At 65.2% G+C, this 16,385-nt stretch carries 10 protein-coding genes, 1 tRNA gene and 1 pseudogene; 9 read left to right on the top strand and 3 right to left on the bottom strand.

What is annotated here, in order from left to right:
• The first annotated feature begins 84 nt into the window (after positions 1-84).
• The 5 genes and pseudogenes from EZM81_RS07305 to EZM81_RS07285 all read left to right on the top strand — a co-directional run.
• Positions 85-780, top strand: coding sequence for a type II CAAX prenyl endopeptidase Rce1 family protein (locus EZM81_RS07305; RefSeq protein ID WP_136645284.1), 696 nt, complete (start codon positions 85-87; stop codon positions 778-780).
• A 1,258-nt stretch (positions 781-2,038) separates the two neighbouring features.
• Positions 2,039-5,866 (top strand): DUF5801 repeats-in-toxin domain-containing protein, encoded by a 3,828-nt coding sequence (locus EZM81_RS07300; RefSeq protein WP_136645283.1) that lies wholly within the window; start codon positions 2,039-2,041, stop codon positions 5,864-5,866.
• A 70-nt stretch (positions 5,867-5,936) separates the two neighbouring features.
• Complete coding sequence (locus tag EZM81_RS07295; RefSeq protein ID WP_136645282.1) at positions 5,937-7,694, top strand: type I secretion system permease/ATPase; 1,758 nt, start codon at positions 5,937-5,939, stop codon at positions 7,692-7,694.
• Positions 7,695-7,698: 4 nt separating this feature from the next.
• Complete coding sequence (locus EZM81_RS07290; RefSeq protein ID WP_136645281.1) at positions 7,699-9,198, top strand: HlyD family type I secretion periplasmic adaptor subunit; 1,500 nt, start codon at positions 7,699-7,701, stop codon at positions 9,196-9,198.
• A gap of 67 nt (positions 9,199-9,265) precedes the next feature.
• A pseudogene (locus EZM81_RS07285) lies at positions 9,266-9,669 on the top strand (IS5 family transposase); the annotation flags it as partial.
• Positions 9,670-9,738: 69 nt separating this feature from the next.
• Here EZM81_RS07285 and EZM81_RS07280 read toward each other — a convergent pair.
• From EZM81_RS07280 to EZM81_RS07270, 3 genes are all read right to left on the bottom strand, one after another.
• Positions 9,739-9,829: transfer RNA gene (locus tag EZM81_RS07280), tRNA-Ser, on the bottom strand.
• A gap of 566 nt (positions 9,830-10,395) precedes the next feature.
• Complete coding sequence (gene ychF, locus EZM81_RS07275) at positions 10,396-11,493, bottom strand: redox-regulated ATPase YchF (RefSeq protein WP_136645280.1); 1,098 nt, start codon at positions 11,491-11,493, stop codon at positions 10,396-10,398.
• A 64-nt stretch (positions 11,494-11,557) separates the two neighbouring features.
• Positions 11,558-12,085 (bottom strand): dihydrofolate reductase family protein, encoded by a 528-nt coding sequence (locus EZM81_RS07270; protein ID WP_136645279.1) that lies wholly within the window; start codon positions 12,083-12,085, stop codon positions 11,558-11,560.
• Positions 12,086-12,133: 48 nt separating this feature from the next.
• Between EZM81_RS07270 and EZM81_RS07265 the strand changes: the two genes are divergently transcribed.
• The 4 genes from EZM81_RS07265 to EZM81_RS07250 all read left to right on the top strand — a co-directional run bounded on the left by EZM81_RS07265 (position 12,134) and on the right by EZM81_RS07250 (position 16,385).
• Positions 12,134-12,697 (top strand): TetR family transcriptional regulator, encoded by a 564-nt coding sequence (locus tag EZM81_RS07265; protein ID WP_135450995.1) that lies wholly within the window; start codon positions 12,134-12,136, stop codon positions 12,695-12,697.
• A 69-nt stretch (positions 12,698-12,766) separates the two neighbouring features.
• Entirely contained in the window at positions 12,767-13,558 is a 792-nt protein-coding gene (gene trpA, locus EZM81_RS07260; protein ID WP_136645278.1) for a tryptophan synthase subunit alpha, read from the top strand.
• Between the two features lie 154 nt (positions 13,559-13,712).
• On the top strand, positions 13,713-14,876 hold the full coding sequence (locus tag EZM81_RS07255) for an alpha-hydroxy acid oxidase (RefSeq protein ID WP_135450993.1): 1,164 nt from the start codon (positions 13,713-13,715) through the stop codon (positions 14,874-14,876).
• 135 nt (positions 14,877-15,011) lie between these two features.
• Positions 15,012-16,385 (top strand): aspartate aminotransferase family protein, encoded by a 1,374-nt coding sequence (locus EZM81_RS07250; protein ID WP_136645277.1) that lies wholly within the window; start codon positions 15,012-15,014, stop codon positions 16,383-16,385.

Here is a 16,385-nt window from a genome sequence, read left to right as displayed (position 1 = left end):
TCATCTCATGATTGACGAAATTAACGTAAAACAGCAAATGATCGCCGTCAAATAGGAATCACTTCATCAAAGGCGACCCGCCCCATGCTTCTTGCCTCTCGCTACACGGTCCGCGCCGGGCGCGCGCTGCTTTCTGGTCTTCCAGGTGTGGTCCTGCTTCCCTTCGTCCTGCCGGTTCCCGAGGGCATTCCGCTTGCCGCCGTTGTCGTCAACCCGCTGAGCCTGGTGATCCTTGCGGCGCTTGCGGGTGCATGGGCCGCCCCGAAGGCGGGGCTGGGTTCCGCGCTGATCCTCGGCACGTCCCTGCGGCTCAGGGCATTGGCGGCCTGGGCCCTTGCGGGGATCATCATGGGCGCTGCCATCGCCATTTCGGACCATGCGACGGCACCGGTCTGGAACACGGTCGCCCTTCCAACCCTGCGCGAAGAGCGGGATGCGGCGGATCTCGCCCTCGGGGTGATCTACGGCGGACTGACGGAGGAGGTGCTGCTTCGCTGGGGGCTGATGAGCCTGCTCGCCCTTGGCCTGATGCGCCTTGTTCAGCGGACGCCGGCGCTCTGGGCGGCTGCCATTCTTGCGGCCCTGGCCTTCGCGGCTGCCCATCTGCCGGCTGTCATCCTCGAGGCAGGCACGATCACCCCGGCCCTGATGGCCCGCACCTTGATCTGGAACGGGCTTCTCGGCCTTGCCTATGGCGCGGCCTTCCAGCGTCATGGGCTGGAAGCGGCGATGCTGGCCCATATGGCCACGCATCTCGGCTTCGCCCTGACTGCGATCTGAATGCCGCGTTTCGGGCGCATGGCGCGCCGTCTGCCGTCTGGCGTGCAGAGCGGTTGCGGTCATCCGCCTCTGGCGCTGCGCTGGACGATGCGAGCAGCGCGGCGGCGCCCTCCGTCGCGTGCTGCCCACAGTCCCGGCTGGCAGGGCACCCCAAGCCCAAGGTGCGCCTTGCCCTGATCGCGGGCCCTTCTTGTCCACGCGACGCGGCGTCAGGACAAGCTCATTTGACCCATCGCACAGCTTTCGGCTGGTCCCTCCGGTGCTGCCGCCTGCGCCAGCCTCGCCGCCTGCAAGGCTAATCATCCAAGGCCAGATCATTCGCCCGCCGCAGCGCGCAAGGGTCTGTCCGTCAGGCCCAAGTCAGTGCATTCCGTGTCCATCGTGCCTCGAACCGCACCCTTTCGTGCGGCGAGACCGATCTTGCCTCGATGCGAACCAGGACGGGAACTGCTCACCTTCAAGTTTCTTTGGCGGTGGCCGAGCGTGCCGAAGTCCGACACCGTCCAGCCCAGACCGATCGGGCCAAACAGGCTGACAACGGATCGGCTGGTGCGGGGTGGCGTCATCCCCACGGGCACCTTCATCGTCGGGCAGGATCATGATGTTCCTGCCTGGGATGATCGGCGGTCAACGCCAGGCCGCTTCGCCACCAGGATGGCGCGAAGCGGCCTGGATTCTGACACATTCATCATTTTTGGGTTGCGCCCGCTGATTCGGCCTTGTGCTGCATGGCGCTTCAATCTTGAGATGAATTCGTTGTCTGCCGGTCTCCTGAAGCGTGTCGGGGGGGTGATGGCATTGGGCGGTTGGTCTTCAACAAAACTGGCCTTATCCTGTCATTTTCTTCCAAGAGGCAACTCTGATTGGCGAAAAAGTTGAGAATTTTCCGAAAATGATCTAAAAGACAAAGAGGGTGGAGGGAAGGCCAGGGAGGGGCCGGCCATCGTCAGACGAGGCCAAAGGCAGAGATAAATGTCGCGAAAGTCTGCGGCGTGGCTCGTTTCAAATTTTGGCCAATTTCCAATGCAAACAGGACTTCCGCAAATTGTGTGCGGTGGGCTGAACGTCAATATTTGATCACAGGTGTCAACTCGTCCCGGAGACGCGCAGAGCGCCTGTCCGGGTCCGGTGGCCTGTAACTTCTGCAAGCACTCTGAATGCAAATCATCAGACCTGGTCCGGTCGATGAGCGGTCACTTGTTGCACGCGATAACGAGAGACCGCCCGCGAGATCGTTCCTCGGACGGGAGAATAGACCATGAATGCGCTCATCACGCTTACCGGAACCTCGATCATTCACGACGAGACTGCGGGATTGCAGGACGATGATGTCCTTTTCCCGGCAATTCCTCTTGCCTTCTCGTCTCGACTGGCGGACCTTGGCGCGTCAACCGCGATCGGAGCTGCCGGAAGCAACGGAAACGTCGTGAACTTCGGTGCCACCGGCACGCTGGGCAACATCTCCCTTTCCGGCGCGGATGGAAAACCTCTGGCCGGTCTCGATAGCGGTCTGCAGACGACAAGCGGCGACGCCATCTATCTTTGGACCGACGGGGTGGACGACAACATCGTCTTTGGCAAGACCCAGGGCGGCGTTATCGTCTTTGCCGTCTACCTTCAACCCACGGGGGGGATGCCGCCGACCGGTGCCAAGTTGTGGACCGTACAGTACCAGGCGATCCAGCATCCCGATGCCGCGGATCCCGACGATGCGGTCGATCTGTCGAACCTCGTCCACGTCACCGCCAATGCAGCGCAGAACTTCTCCTTCGCCAACGCACCGTCTGGCCAGAATCTCTTCATGATGTTCGGAACCTCGTCGCAGGCAATTCTCGTGACGGGCGAAAACCCCGCCAATCAGTCCGCGGGCGCCAACGTCTCGAGCGGCAGCACCGTCAACAGCAGCCAGGGCGGCGGCACAACGACCCTCGGCACCAACAACCAGCGGATCGACGCGAAGGAGGCGCTGGTCCTGACCTTTGTGACGGGCGCGAACCCAGACTACCTTGCCGGACCTGGCGCAGGGAACAACCCCGGCCAGCCGCTGAGCTCGACCGAGGCCAACGTCGAGGCCAACATCCAGTTCACGGCCACTCTACTTGTACGGGCTGCCGAATTCACCATCTCCCAGATGCAGCCGAACAACGCTACCGCGACCGTGCGGGTAGAGGCCTATTTCACGGCAGATGCCCCCGGCGTAAATTACGTCGACGGCAATCCGCTGGTGTCTGGCGACATTGCGATCAACATCTCGGGCGTCCAGGTGATCCGCGGTGGTTCCAATGTGGTCGGGACGCAGGGCGTAAGCGTCGACCTTTCGGGTACCTCGGCTGTCATTACCGGCGTACTCACCGGCGATATCATTCGCTATGCAACGGATGCCGATCATAACCGCGTCCTGATCCGCAACGACCAGCCCGCGCAGGGCTCGGGCAGCAATATCGGCTTCGACCTTGGCGGCTTCGCGCTGACCGAGGCGGCAAGTTCCACCATGGAGATCGGTTCGAAGATCATCTTCCATGATGACGGGCCCTCGATCATGCTCGGCACCCGGCCTGAAGCGCTGACGGTGGACGAGACGAACCTTTCGGAGGACGCCTCTGGCAGCTTTGCCGGGCTCTTTTCGGCCAGCTTCGGGGCTGATGGCGCTGCGAGCGGGGGCGGGCTGAGCTATGTCCTTTCGATCGGGGTGGAGGACGCCGACAGCGGGCTGACGGACACCGCGACCGGCAATCCGGTGTTCCTGTTCCTGTCGGCGGACGGAAAGACCGTCACCGGGCGCGCGGGAACGGACAAGGCTGCTGCCGAGGATGGCGCGGTCGTCTTCGTCATCAGCGTCGATGCCGATGGCAAGGTCACGCTCGACCAGCAGCGTGCCATCGCCCATCCCGACGCCACCGATCCCGACGAGGCGCTGACGCTGGCCGACGAGGCCATCTCGATCACCGCCATTGCGACCGACGGCGACGGCGACCGGGTCGAGAAGAGCGTGAACGTGGGCGACCGCTTCACCTTCAGGGACGATGCGCCCGAGGCCGGGGCGAACAGCGCCGTGCAGTTCGACGACGAGACGGCACAGACGACGAACGCCGCGGCCAACCCGGGCGGCGCGGACGATGTGGCGGGCACCTCGGCCACGGCCACGGGCACGCTGGCCCACGGCTTCGGGGCCGACGAGGCGGGCACGGTGCTTCTGCAACTCGCGACGCTGCCCGTGACGGGCGGCTTCAGCCAGGAGCTGTCGCCCGACGCCGCGACCCTGACCATCAGCCAGATGCAGAACGGTGCGCCGGTTGCCGTGCTGAAGGTCGAGGTCACCCCGACCACGGGCGCCTACACCATGACGCATCTCGCCCCGGTGTTCCACCCGACCCCTGGCAGCAGCGAGGAGAACGTCACCTTCACCATCAACTACCGGGTGACGGACGGCGACGGCGACTGGGCGGAATCCTCCGTCTCGGTCCATGTCAACGACGACACGCCCGCCATCGAGACCGGCACAGAGCCGCAGTCTCTTACGGCGAGCGATGCCGCTCTCAACGCGAAGGCCTCGGCCAGCTTTGCGACGCTGTTCGACGTCTCCTATGGCGCCGACGGGCCGGCGGCCACAGACGCGCTGACCTATGCCCTTTCGATCGGGGTGGCCAGCGCAAACAGCGGGGTTCTTGATACCGCGACCGGCAATCCAGTGTTCCTGTTCATGTCTTCTGACGGGACAACGATCACCGGCAAGGCCGGCACCAGCCTTGCGAGCGCCGCAAGCGGACCGACGGTGTTCGAGATCTCGATCAACGCCAGCACGGGCGTGGTCGAACTGGAACAGATGCGGGCAATCATGCATCCCAACGCCAACGATCCCAGCGACACGGTTACCCTGGCGGATGTGGTGATCTCGGTGACCGCAACCGCCAAGGATGGCGACGGCGACACCGCCACGCACACTGTCTCGGTTGGTGACTACTTCTCGTTCGCGGATGACAATCCGATGGTCACCGTCGGGAACGCGAGTGGAACCTACATGACGGGCGCCAAGGGAAGCTGGACCCCTGATGCGGGGAACGATGGCCTGAAGTCGCTGAACGTGGCGCTCAACAGCTTTGAGATCAGCCAGTTCGGAACGGTCATCGCCACCGGCGACAACAGCAGCCTCGTCCGGACCGGCGACCGCAGCTTCGACGGCTGGATTACGGGCGACTTCAACGGCGACGGCCAGCCCGACAAGGTCGAGTTCACGCTGACCTTTGATCCCGACGATCCCGAAAGCTACAGCCTGGTGGTGACCACGCCGCCGTCTGGGATCACGCTCAAGGACAGTTCTCAGGGTACGCTCAAGGCAAGCGGTCCCAACCCGGTGCGTACGCTCATGTTCGGCGGCAGCGAGAGCGGGGCCGATGATGTCGTGTTCTTCGGGGTTGTCGCCACGGCATCTGCCTCGGGCATCATGGGCAACACGCCCCCGAACGACCTGCTCGACCTTGTCGTTCCCGGTGCGACTGACCTTAGCGAGGCGCAGATCCGGAGCTTCCTGACCCCGACCAACCAGATCCCGACCCTGATAAGCGCCTCGACGCAGATGAATGTGTCGACCGCAGGAATCGGGATCAACAACAACAACCTCGACGGGTCGCGTGCCGGCATCCAGGCGGGCGACGAGAGCTTCGTGTTCAACCCGGAGGAGGTGGTCGACAACGTCCGGGTCTTCATCTCGAACTCTGTGGGGGGTTACAACACCGCGACCGAGGAGCTGTACTTCCGGGTCTTCCACACCGATGGCACCGTGACAGATCACGTCCTTGTCACCGCCAACATGGTGAAGCCCGCCTTGCGTGGCGATCCCACGGTGCCGAAGGCGGCGCAGGGCGGCAGCTACTTCGACATCGATGTCGGCGACAAACGGATCGATGCGGTGCAGCTGACCATGGGGCTGGGCACCGTCAAGATCCCGGTGATCCAGTGGAGCATCGAGGAAACTCTGAACCCCGAACCGCTGCGGCTTGACTTCACCGCCACGCTGTTCGACGGCGACGACGACTTCGCCACAGACACCTTCTCGATCGATCTCGCGGCTGACGGAATGATGACCTGACGCCGATCATGCGGGCCCGCCATCGCCGCGGCGGGCCTGTCCCCCTTCCCCCAGCGGTGGAAGTTGCACCATGACACCAACGCCCGGAGCAGACCGTCTTACCCTCGCCTTGCGTGCCGTCAGGCGCCAGTTTCCCGTTCTTGTCCTTCTCAGCTGCCTTCTGAACCTGCTTCTGCTCGTGACGAGCATCTACATGCTGCAGGTCTATGATCGCGTGCTTTCCAGCGGCTCACTCGACACGTTGATCTGGCTCACGCTGATTGCCGTCTTTGCCATCGTGATCTACGGCGTACTGGAACACGCCCGGCGCAAGACGCTTGCGCGCACCGCAAGCTGGCTGGATGACCAGCTCAGCGCGCCGATGCTGCAGCAGGCGATGGAATCCAGGCTGGCCGGCAGGAGCGGCCGCGCCGGCACGCGCGATGTGGGCGACCTGCGCCGCTTCTATGCGGGTGATGCGGTGCTGGCCTTCCTCGACGCACCGTGGAGCGTGGTGTTCCTTGCGTTCATCTGGCTCTTGCATCCGGCGCTGGGTGCCTTCGCGACGGTGGGGGCGCTGGCGCTTCTCGGGCTTGCGCTGGCAAACGATGCGCTCACGCGAAACCGCCAGATGCAGCTGGCGCAGATGGCCAAGGCCCAGCAGGACAACGCCAACCGCTTTGTCGATGCCGGCGAGACCATAGGCCCCCTCGGCATGGCGCAGGGCGTCTTTGGCGCCTGGGGCCGGGCCCAGAGCACCCTCAACGCCGAGCAGCAGACGCTCAGCGATCGCACGACAACGATCCTCTCCATCGCACGAAGCCTGCGCCAGGGCCTGCAGATCGGCATCCTGGCTGCCGGGGCCTACCTGGTGCTCAATGGCCAGACCACGGCCGGAGCGATGATCGCGGCCTCGATCGTGATGGGGCGTGCGCTGGCGCCCATCGAGCGCGCGACGGGTGCCTGGCGGGCCTTCGTGGCAGCGCGGGCGGCGCGGGCAAACCTGACCGACCTCTTTGCCGAGGCCGCGCGCTCTGATGCGCCGCGGGTCATGCTGCCCCGGCCGCAGGGCCGGCTGTCGTTCGAAAATGTCATATATGCGCCACCAGGCTCGAGCGTGCCGGTCCTGCACGGGATCAGCTTCGCGCTTGAGCCCGGCCAGAACTGCGCCGTCCTGGGCCCTTCGGGATCGGGCAAATCCACACTCTGCCGTCTTGCCGTAGGCGCCTGGCGACCGACGCGGGGGCATGTCCGGCTAGACGGGGCAGACGTGTTCGACTGGAGCCCCGAGGATCTTGGCCCCCATATCGGCTATCTGCCGCAGCAGGTCGAACTCCTGCCCGGAACAGTGGCGCAGAACATTGCCCGCTTCCGTGAGATCGACAGCAACGCCGCGGTGCGTGCCGCCAAGATCGCCGGGGTGCACGAGCTGATCCTTGCGCTGCCCAACGGCTATGAGACCGAGATTTCGCTGCACTCGCACCGCATTTCGCTGGGCCAGCGGCAGCGGCTGGCGCTGGCGCGTGCTATCTATGGCGATCCCGCCTTCGTCGTGCTAGACGAGCCCAACTCCAACCTCGACCAGGTGGGCGACCGCGCACTGATCGAGACCCTGGCCGCGCTGAAGCGGTCCGGCACGACTGTCCTGATCGTGACGCACCAGGCATCGGTGCTGAAATGCGCCGACATGATCCTTGCAATGCACGACGGCACGGTTGCCGGCTTCGGACCGCGCGACCAGCTCCTCCAGCCGGTGCGGCACGTCCCCACCATGGCGGTGCGGCGGGCCGGCAGCGCCGCAGTGCAGCCTGATGCGGGGCTACCAGAAAACGTGACGGCAGGAGAATGACGCCATGACCGGCTCCATCGCTCTGGCGGGTCTGTGGGATGCGGCGCAGGACTGGTTCATGGATATCGCTGGCCAGTTCCCGGGCCTCGCCGGGATCGATGCGGGCAAGCAGGCCGCAGGACTCCTGGTCTTGCTCGCCTTCTTGGTCGCGCTTTTGACAGCAGTCTGGATCCGTGGCCGACGCAGCCGCAGGTCGCTCGGTGCCGGTGCCAATGGCGACCTCGCTGCGCTGACGCGCGGGGCCAAGAGGCTTGGTCTGGTGGCGGCGGCGGTGTTCGTGTTCGTGTTCGGCGCCTGGTCCATCTATGCGCCCCTCGCGAGCGCGGCCCTCGCGCCCGGCGTGATCAGCCCTGACGGATACCGCAGGACCGTCCAGCACCTCGAGGGTGGCATCATCCGCGCGATCCATGTCCGCGAGGGCGACCCCGTCTCCGCCGCGGATCCGCTGATTACCCTCGACGACACCGCCGCGCGCTCGCTCGATGCCGAGATCCGCGAGCGATATCTTCACGTCCTCGCCACCGAGGCCCGGCTTGAGGCCGAGCGCACGGATGCGCCCGAGATCGTTTTTCCCGACGTTCTGCTTGCCGACGACAGCCCAGCCATGCGGCAGGTCATCGAGGGCCAGCGGCAGCTTCTTGCTAGCCGGCGCGCCACGCTGGCCAGCCGCATCTCGATTCTCGAGGCCCGCATTCTGCAACTCGGCGAACAGAATGCGGGCCTTGATCAGGTGATCGCAGCCGAGGAGGAGCAACTTGCCCTGATCGACGAGGAGATCACCGCAGCCGAGGACCTGCTGGCCCAGGGACTCGAGCGCAAGCCGCGCATCCTTGCCCTTCAGCGCACGCGTGCAGAGGTTGCGGCCTCGATCGCGATGAACCGTGCGCGCATCGCCCAGAACGCCGAGGCCATGGGCGAGACCCGGCTCCAGCTTCTGGCCGTTGACGAGGAGCGCCACGAGGCGATCGCGGGACAACTTGCAGAGATCCGGCGTGTCCTTGCCGAACTTCGCGGCCAGATGCCCTCGCGCGAGAACATGCTGGAGCGGACGGTGATCCGCGCGCCCATTGCCGGCCGGGTAATGAACCTGCGCGCCACGACCGAGGGTGGGGTCATCCGGCCCGGCGAGCCCATCGCCGACATCGTCCCGGACGAGGCCCATCTGATGATCAGCGCCCGCGTGCAGCCGCATGACATCGACCGGATCACGCCGGGCATGTCTGCACGGGTGATCCTGTCGGCCTACAATCAGCGGAACATGCCGCAGATCCATGGCCGCCTTCAGTCGATCTCGGCCGATGCCTTCGTGGACGAGCGCAGTGGCGCCGCCTACTTCCTGGCCCAGATCGAGGTCGACCCGCATGATATCGAGGGGCTCTCGCATGTCCAGCTGGTGCCCGGGATGCCGGCCGAGGTCATGCTCCTCGATGGGGAGCGCAGCGCGATGGAGTATTTCCTTGCCCCCATCCTCGAAAGCCGACGGCGCAGCTTTCTGGAACGCTAGGGTCAGAACCCATTACCTGGCTTGATGACGCCCGGTCTGCGTGATGCAGGCTCCCGAATTGATTGGGGTGATCGGGCGCACGAAGGGCGGGCTGAACACGAAGTTGCACGCCGTGACCGATGCCAAGGACCGCTGGCTGCGGCTCTTCATGATGGCAGGCCAGGTCAGCGACTACACCGGCACCGCAGCCCTAATGGGCAGTTTGCCGGCCCCGGAATGGCTTATCGCCGATAGGGGGTACAATGTCGACTGGTTCCGGGATGCCTTGAAAGACAAAGGGATACGCCCCTGCATCCGCGGTCGGAAGTCATGCGGAAGGGTCATCCGCTACGACAGGCGCCGCTACAAACGCCGCAAACGCATCGAGATCATGTTCGGCCGGCTGAACGACTGCGCCAGATGCCATGTTACGACAGATGCCCGAAGGCCTTCCTCTCCGCCGTCGCCCTGGCCGCAACCGTCCAGTTCTAGCTTTGAAGATCGATGAGGTTGTAGCCGAGCCACTCATCTTTGGGAAAATTCCGCCAAATCAATCAGATATGGCGGAGACGAAGGGATTCGAACCCTCGAGACCCTTTAGAGGTCTGCACCCTTAGCAGGGGTGTGCCTTCGACCACTCGGCCACGTCTCCGCCTGCCCGTTTATCGGGGCGGTGCGGCGGGGGCAAGGGGAAAGGCACGGGAAAAGGGGATGGCGGGGACATTTATGGGCGTGCCAGGCAAGAGATGCGGTAGCACCTTTCATGATCTGATTGGATCAGGCCAGGATCCCGCCTGATCTTCTCAGGCAGGTTCTGGCTGAGATTGCCCCTACGCCCGATCCGGTTCCACAGGGACGCAAACCCAACCGATGGCCCAGGTGGTAAAGCGTGGCTGGTGCGCCGAGGGTCGGGTCATCGGCATTCGGAAGAAACAGGAATAAGGCGCCTTTAGGTCCGCCTGTCCCGCCGCACGTGATGCGCTTCCGCAGACGGGTGCGCAGGAAAGGCGCGGAGCCCGGCAGCCCCACCGCCTTTGCAGGCCGCTGCCTGCGGCTGATCCGCATTTCAAACAAAGAGCCGATCATCCTGTCGGCAAGGGAAAGGTTGTCCCAGACCGCAAATCCGGCTGCGGGAAAGCCATCCTTTGGAACGTCGGCATATCTGCGGCCCGGATCGCCTGTCAGATCCTGCCCATGGGCAGACGTCAGGTTTGTGGATCAGCCGTTGAACAGGAAGTGCAGGACGTCGCCGTCCTGGACCTCGTAGGTTTTGCCTTCCACACGGAACTTGCCGGCTTCCTTGGCGCCTGCCTCGCCATTTCCGGCGATGTAGTCGTCGTAGGCGATGGTTTCGGCGCGGATGAAGCCCTTTTCGAAGTCGCCGTGGATCACGCCGGCCGCCTGCGGGGCAAGCGTCCCCTTGGGGATCGTCCAGGCGCGCGCCTCCTTCGGGCCGACGGTGAAATAGGTCTGCAGGCCGAGCAGCGCGTAACCCGCACGGATCAGCCGGTCGAGGCCGGGCTCGGCAAGACCCATCTCCTGCAGGAACAGCGCGGCCTCGTCTTCCGGCAACTGGGCAAGTTCCTCTTCGATCCGGGCCGAGATCACCACCGTTCCGGCGCCCTGTCTTGCCGCCATTTCTGCCACGCGGGCCGACTGCGCGTTGCCGGTTGCGGCGCTGGCTTCCTCGACGTTGCAGACGTAAAGCACGGGCTTGGCAGTCAGAAGCTGGAGCATGCGCCAGGCCTTGCGGTCATCCTCGGCAACCTTGACCGTGCGGGCCGGCCGGCCGGCCTCCAGCGCCTGCTGGGCCTGGGCCAGAAGCCGGTCCTGGTCGGCCGCCTCCTTGTCGCCGCCCTTCAGCTTGCGCGCCAGGTTCGCCCGGCGGCGTTCGATCGACTCGAGGTCTGCCAGCATGAGCTCGGTCTCGATGGTTTCGGCGTCAGCGACCGGGTCGATCCGGCCCTCGACATGGGTGATGTCACTGTCCTCGAAGCAGCGCAGCACATGGGCGATGGCATCGCATTCGCGGATGTTGGCCAGAAACTGGTTGCCCAGCCCTTCGCCTTTCGAAGCGCCGCGCACGAGACCCGCGATATCCACGAAGGTCATCCGCGCCGGGATGATCTGCTTCGACCCGGCAATCGCGGCAAGTTTCGCCAGCCGGGCATCGGGGACGGCCACCTCGCCCACGTTGGGTTCGATCGTGCAGAAGGGAAAGTTCGCCGCCTGCGCTGCCGCCGTGCGGGTCAGCGCGTTGAAGAGCGTGGACTTGCCCACGTTCGGCAGCCCGACGATGCCCATCTTGAAACCCATCATGCCCTCCATTGGCGACAGCGCGCCTTCTACGGGCGAGGCGCGACAGGATCAAGCTTGGGCGTCAGGTCAGCGCATAGTGCAGCCGCACGCAGCCGCGATCCAATGCCTTGGCGCTGATCAGCTGGGGGCTGGCGCGCAGGCCGGTCGGCGGAAAGAGCGGCGGGCCGCCGCCGATCAGTTCGGGGATGACGTAGATCTCGATCTCGTCCACGGCGCCGCGTTCCAGAAAGGCCATCTGCAACTGCCCGCCGCCGACCATCCAGACATCACCGTCGTCCAGGGCGCGCAACTCGGCGATCAGCGCGTCCACGTCGCTGCGGGTTTCCAGCGAGCCGAGTGGGGCAGGGATCGGGCGCGAGGTTACCACGAAGGCGCGCTGCGCGGCATAGGGCCAGGGGGCCCTGGTCCTTTCAAGGAAATCGTAGGTTGCGCGGCCCATGACTACGGTCCGGATGCGCTTCAGGAACCGGTCGTAGCCGTGCTCGCCCAGGTCCATGTCGTTGTAGGCGAAAAGCCAGTCGAGGCTGTCATCCGCGGCAGCGACGAACCCGTCCAGACTGGCCGCGATGTAACCGAGGATGCGCGCCATGCGATTCCCTCTTTAAAATAAATAAACGCACATTTAATATTTTCGCCCATGGCAAGACACAAGAGCGTTTCCGACGGCGACCTGCTTGACCGGCTGATGCCCGCACTTGTCCGGCATGGGCCGGACGGGTTGACCCTTGCGCTGGCCGGGGCGGCAGCGGGGGTGTCTCCGGCGACGCTGGTGCAGCGGTTCCGCAGCCGCGAGGCGATGATCGAGGCGGTCCTGCTGCGAGCATGGGACCGGCTGGACGCGGCGACCGATGCGGCGGATGCCGGGGCGGCTGAAGGGGCAGAGGGTGCGATGGATCTTCTGGCAGCCCTGATGCCTCTGGATCAGGCGGAAACGGATGTGACCGAGGGCCTTCTCCTGCTGCGCGAGGATTTCCGCAACCCGGTGCTGCGAGCCCGCGGCAAGGCCTGGGGCGAGCGGCTGGCGGCGGCCCTGGGGCGCCGGCTTGACCCTGCGCCGGAAGTCGGCCTGGGCCTTGGCTGGCAGATGCTGCAGGTCTGGCAGGGGGCGCTGATCTGGTGGGCCTTCACGCGGCAGGGGACAGCGGCTGATTATGTCCAGGCCGCGCTTGGCGCCTGGTTTCGCGCGGTGGGCCTGCGATAGGGTGCCCGGCACCCATTGATTTCCCCCGCCTGCGCATGGCAGATGGAACCGGGTTTACCGGGGGATGCCATGACACGGATCGACGATACCTTCGCGCGGCTGAAGGCCGAGGGGAAGAAGGCCTTCGTCGCCTACATCATGGGTGGTGACCCTGATCAGGCGACTTCTCTGGCGGTGATGAAGGGCTTGCCTGGGGCTGGGGTGGACATCATCGAACTGGGTATGCCCTTCACCGACCCCATGGCCGATGGCCCGACGATCCAGGCTGCGGGGCAGCGCGCGCTGGAAGGCGGGATGACGCTGGACAAGGTGCTGGCCATGGTGCGCGCCTTCCGCGAGGGGGACAAGACCACGCCGATCGTGCTGATGGGTTACTACAACCCCATCTATTCCCGCGGCGTCGCCCGCTTCCTGCACGAGGCGGTGGCAGCCGGGATAGACGGCCTGATTGTCGTTGACCTGCCGCCAGAGGAGGACGACGAACTGTGCATCCCGGCCCAGAAGGCCGGCATCAACTTCATCCGCCTTGCCACGCCCACCACCGATGACAAGCGCCTGCCCAAGGTGCTGCAGAACACCAGCGGTTTCGTCTATTATGTCTCGATCACCGGGATTACGGGGGCAGCGGCGGCTCAGGCGGCGGATGTCGCCCCCGAGGTCGCGCGGATCAAGCGCTCTACAGACCTGCCGGTGATCGTTGGTTTCGGCATCACCACGCCCGAGGCCGCGAAGGCCATCGCTTCCGTCGCCGACGGCTGTGTCGTAGGCTCGGCCATCGTGAAGGACATCGGTGCCGGCGTGCCGGTTCCCGAGGTGCTGGCCCGCGTCAAGGCCCTGTCGGATGGGGCGCATTCGGCCTGACACGCCGCGCGGCGCCGGCGTCCACCATGGGATCGGGCCCGCCGCCGGTGATGAACCCCGTTGCACGCCTTTCCTCGCCCGTGCCGAAAGGATGGACGTGACCCTGCGGCATTGGTAACACAAGCTTACCAATCCGCCGCGAGGGACCGCGCCCATGCCCGTCATCACCTGCATCGAGGATCTGAAGCGCCTGCACAGGAAGCGCACGCCGAAGATGTTCTGGGATTACTGCGAAAGCGGCAGTTACACCGAACAGACCTTTCGCGAGAATACTACCGACTTTGCGTTGCTGCGCTTCCGCCAGCGCGTGGCGCGCGACCTGTCGGGCCGCGTTCTGGAAAGCACGATGGCCGGGCAGAAGGTGACGATTCCGGTGGCTCTGGCCCCAGTGGGCTCGACCGGGATGCAGTACCCCGACGGCGAGATCCACGCCGCGCGCGCGGCTGCGAAATTCGGCGTTCCCTTTACGCTTTCCACCATGTCGATCTGTTCCATCGAGGACGTGGCCGCCCACAGCCCCGACCCGTTCTGGTTCCAGCTTTATGTGATGAAGGACGAGGATTTCGTGGACGGCGTCATCGAACGTGCCCGTGCCGCGAGGTGCAGCGCGCTGGTGCTGACGCTGGACCTTCAGATCCTCGGCCAGCGGCACAAGGATCTGAAGAATGGGCTGACCAGCCCGCCGCGGCCGACCATTCCGAACCTGATCAACATGGCGACAAAGCCGCGGTGGTCGTGGAACATGCTGAAGACACCGCGGCGGCAGTTCCGAAACATTGTCGGCCATGTGAAGAACGTCACCAGCCTTGCCGACCTGACAGCCTGGGCGAACGAACAGTTCGATCCGAAGCTCGACTGGAAGAAGGTTGCCCGCATCCGTGACCAGTGGAAGGGCAAGTTCATACTGAAGGGCGTTCTCGACCCCGAGGATGCGAGGATGGCCGCAGATGCCGGGGCCGATGCCGTCGTGGTGTCGAACCACGGCGGGCGGCAGCTGGACGGGGCACTGAGCTCGATCCGAATGCTGCCGTCGATTGTCCGGGCAATCGGGGACCAGACCGAGGTATGGCTGGATTCGGGCATCCGCTCGGGCCAGGATGTGCTGAAGGCCCTGTCATTGGGCGCGAAGGGCACCATGATCGGCCGGGCCTATATCCACGGCCTCGGCGCGATGGGTGAGGCTGGTGTGACCACGGCGCTGGAGGTAATCCGCAAGGAGATGGACATCACCATGGCCCTGTGCGGCGAACGCGATGTGAAGGACATGGGGCGGCACAACCTGCTGGTGCCCGAAGATTTCGAGGGCCGCTGGGCCTGACGGATACAGGTCGTCGGCGGCCTTGCAACCGCTCGCGGCCGCTGCGAGGGCGCGTCGCAGATGCAGGACGAGCCGCCGCTTGCTTTTTGATCAAATTCTGTCGCATATACGGGCAGTATCCGAGAGACGACGCCCATGCCCGACACCCTGATCGCAGGAATCCCGCAGGACCGCCTTGCCGCCTTTGCCGCGCGCGAGGCGGCGGCCTATGCCAAGGCCCGACCGAAGGCCGCCAAGGCCCTTGCGAAGGGAGCGGGGCATTTCCTCGGCGGCGTGCCGATGCACTGGATGTCCGACTGGCCCATGCCGCACCTGCCGCTGGTCGAAAAGGCCCATGGCGCGCGGATCGAGGACATCGACGGCATCACGCTCGATGATTTCTGTCTCGGCGACACCGGGTCGATGTTTGGCCATTCGCCGCCGCCCGTGGCGAAAGCCATCCGCCACCAGGCCCGCCGCGGCCTGACCTACATGCTGCCGACCGAGACCGCGCTTGAGGCCGGGCGCCTTCTGACCGAACGGTTCGGACCCTTCCGCTGGCAGATCGCCACCACCGCAACCGATGCCAACCGCTTTGCCCTGCGCGTGGCGAGGGCCATCACGGGCAAGCCCAAGGTGCTGGTGTTCAACGGCTGCTACCACGGCACGGTGGACGACACCTTCGTCGTGCTGGAAAACGGCCGCACGGTGAACGCGCCGGGGCTCCTCGGCCAGGTCAACGACCTGTCGCAGACCGCCGTCGCCTGCGAATTCAACGACCTTGCCGGGGTCGAGGCCGCGCTGGCCAAGGGCGACGTTGCCGCCATCCTGACCGAGCCGGTGATGACCAACTCCTGCATGGTCCTTCCGCATGCGGGCTTCCACGACGGGTTGCGTCAGCTCGCGCTGAAATACGGCGCGCTGCTGATCATGGACGAGACGCATACCATCTCGTCCGGCCTCGGCGGCTATACCCGGGTGCATTCGCTGCGCCCCGACATCTTCGTTGTCGGCAAATGCGTGGCCGGCGGCATGCCCACCGCCGTCTGGGGCCTGACCGAGGAGACCGCCCGGCGCTACCATGAGGCCGACACAAGACGCGGGCCCGGCCGCACCGGCATGGGCACTACCCTGTCGGCGAACCCGATGCAGTTCGCCTGCCTCGTCGCGACCCTTTCCGAGGTCATGACGCCCGAAAACTATACCCATATGGAGAAGCTGGCCGAACGCCTCTCTGCAGGCCTGCGCAAGGTGATCGAGCGGCACGGCGCGCCCTGGCACGTCGTCCGTGTCGGCGCGCGGGTTGAATTCATCTGCGCCCCCGGCCCCCTGCGCAACGGGACCGAGGCCGCCCTTGCCCACCAGCCACGGGTCGAAGCCGCGATCCACACCGCGCTGATCAACCGCGGCACGCTGATCGCGCCCTTCCACAACATGATGCTGATCAGCCCGGCAACCAAGAAGGCCCAGGTCGATCGCCTGATCGCCAGCTTCGACGCCATCCTTACCGACCTTTTCCAGGCAGCCTGA

Source organism: Tabrizicola sp. YIM 78059 (assembly GCF_004959785.1).
GTDB classification, from domain to species: Bacteria; Pseudomonadota; Alphaproteobacteria; order Rhodobacterales; family Rhodobacteraceae; genus Tabrizicola; species Tabrizicola caldifontis.
Note: the sequence above shows the minus strand (reverse complement) of the source record. Positions and strands in the feature narration are given on the sequence as shown.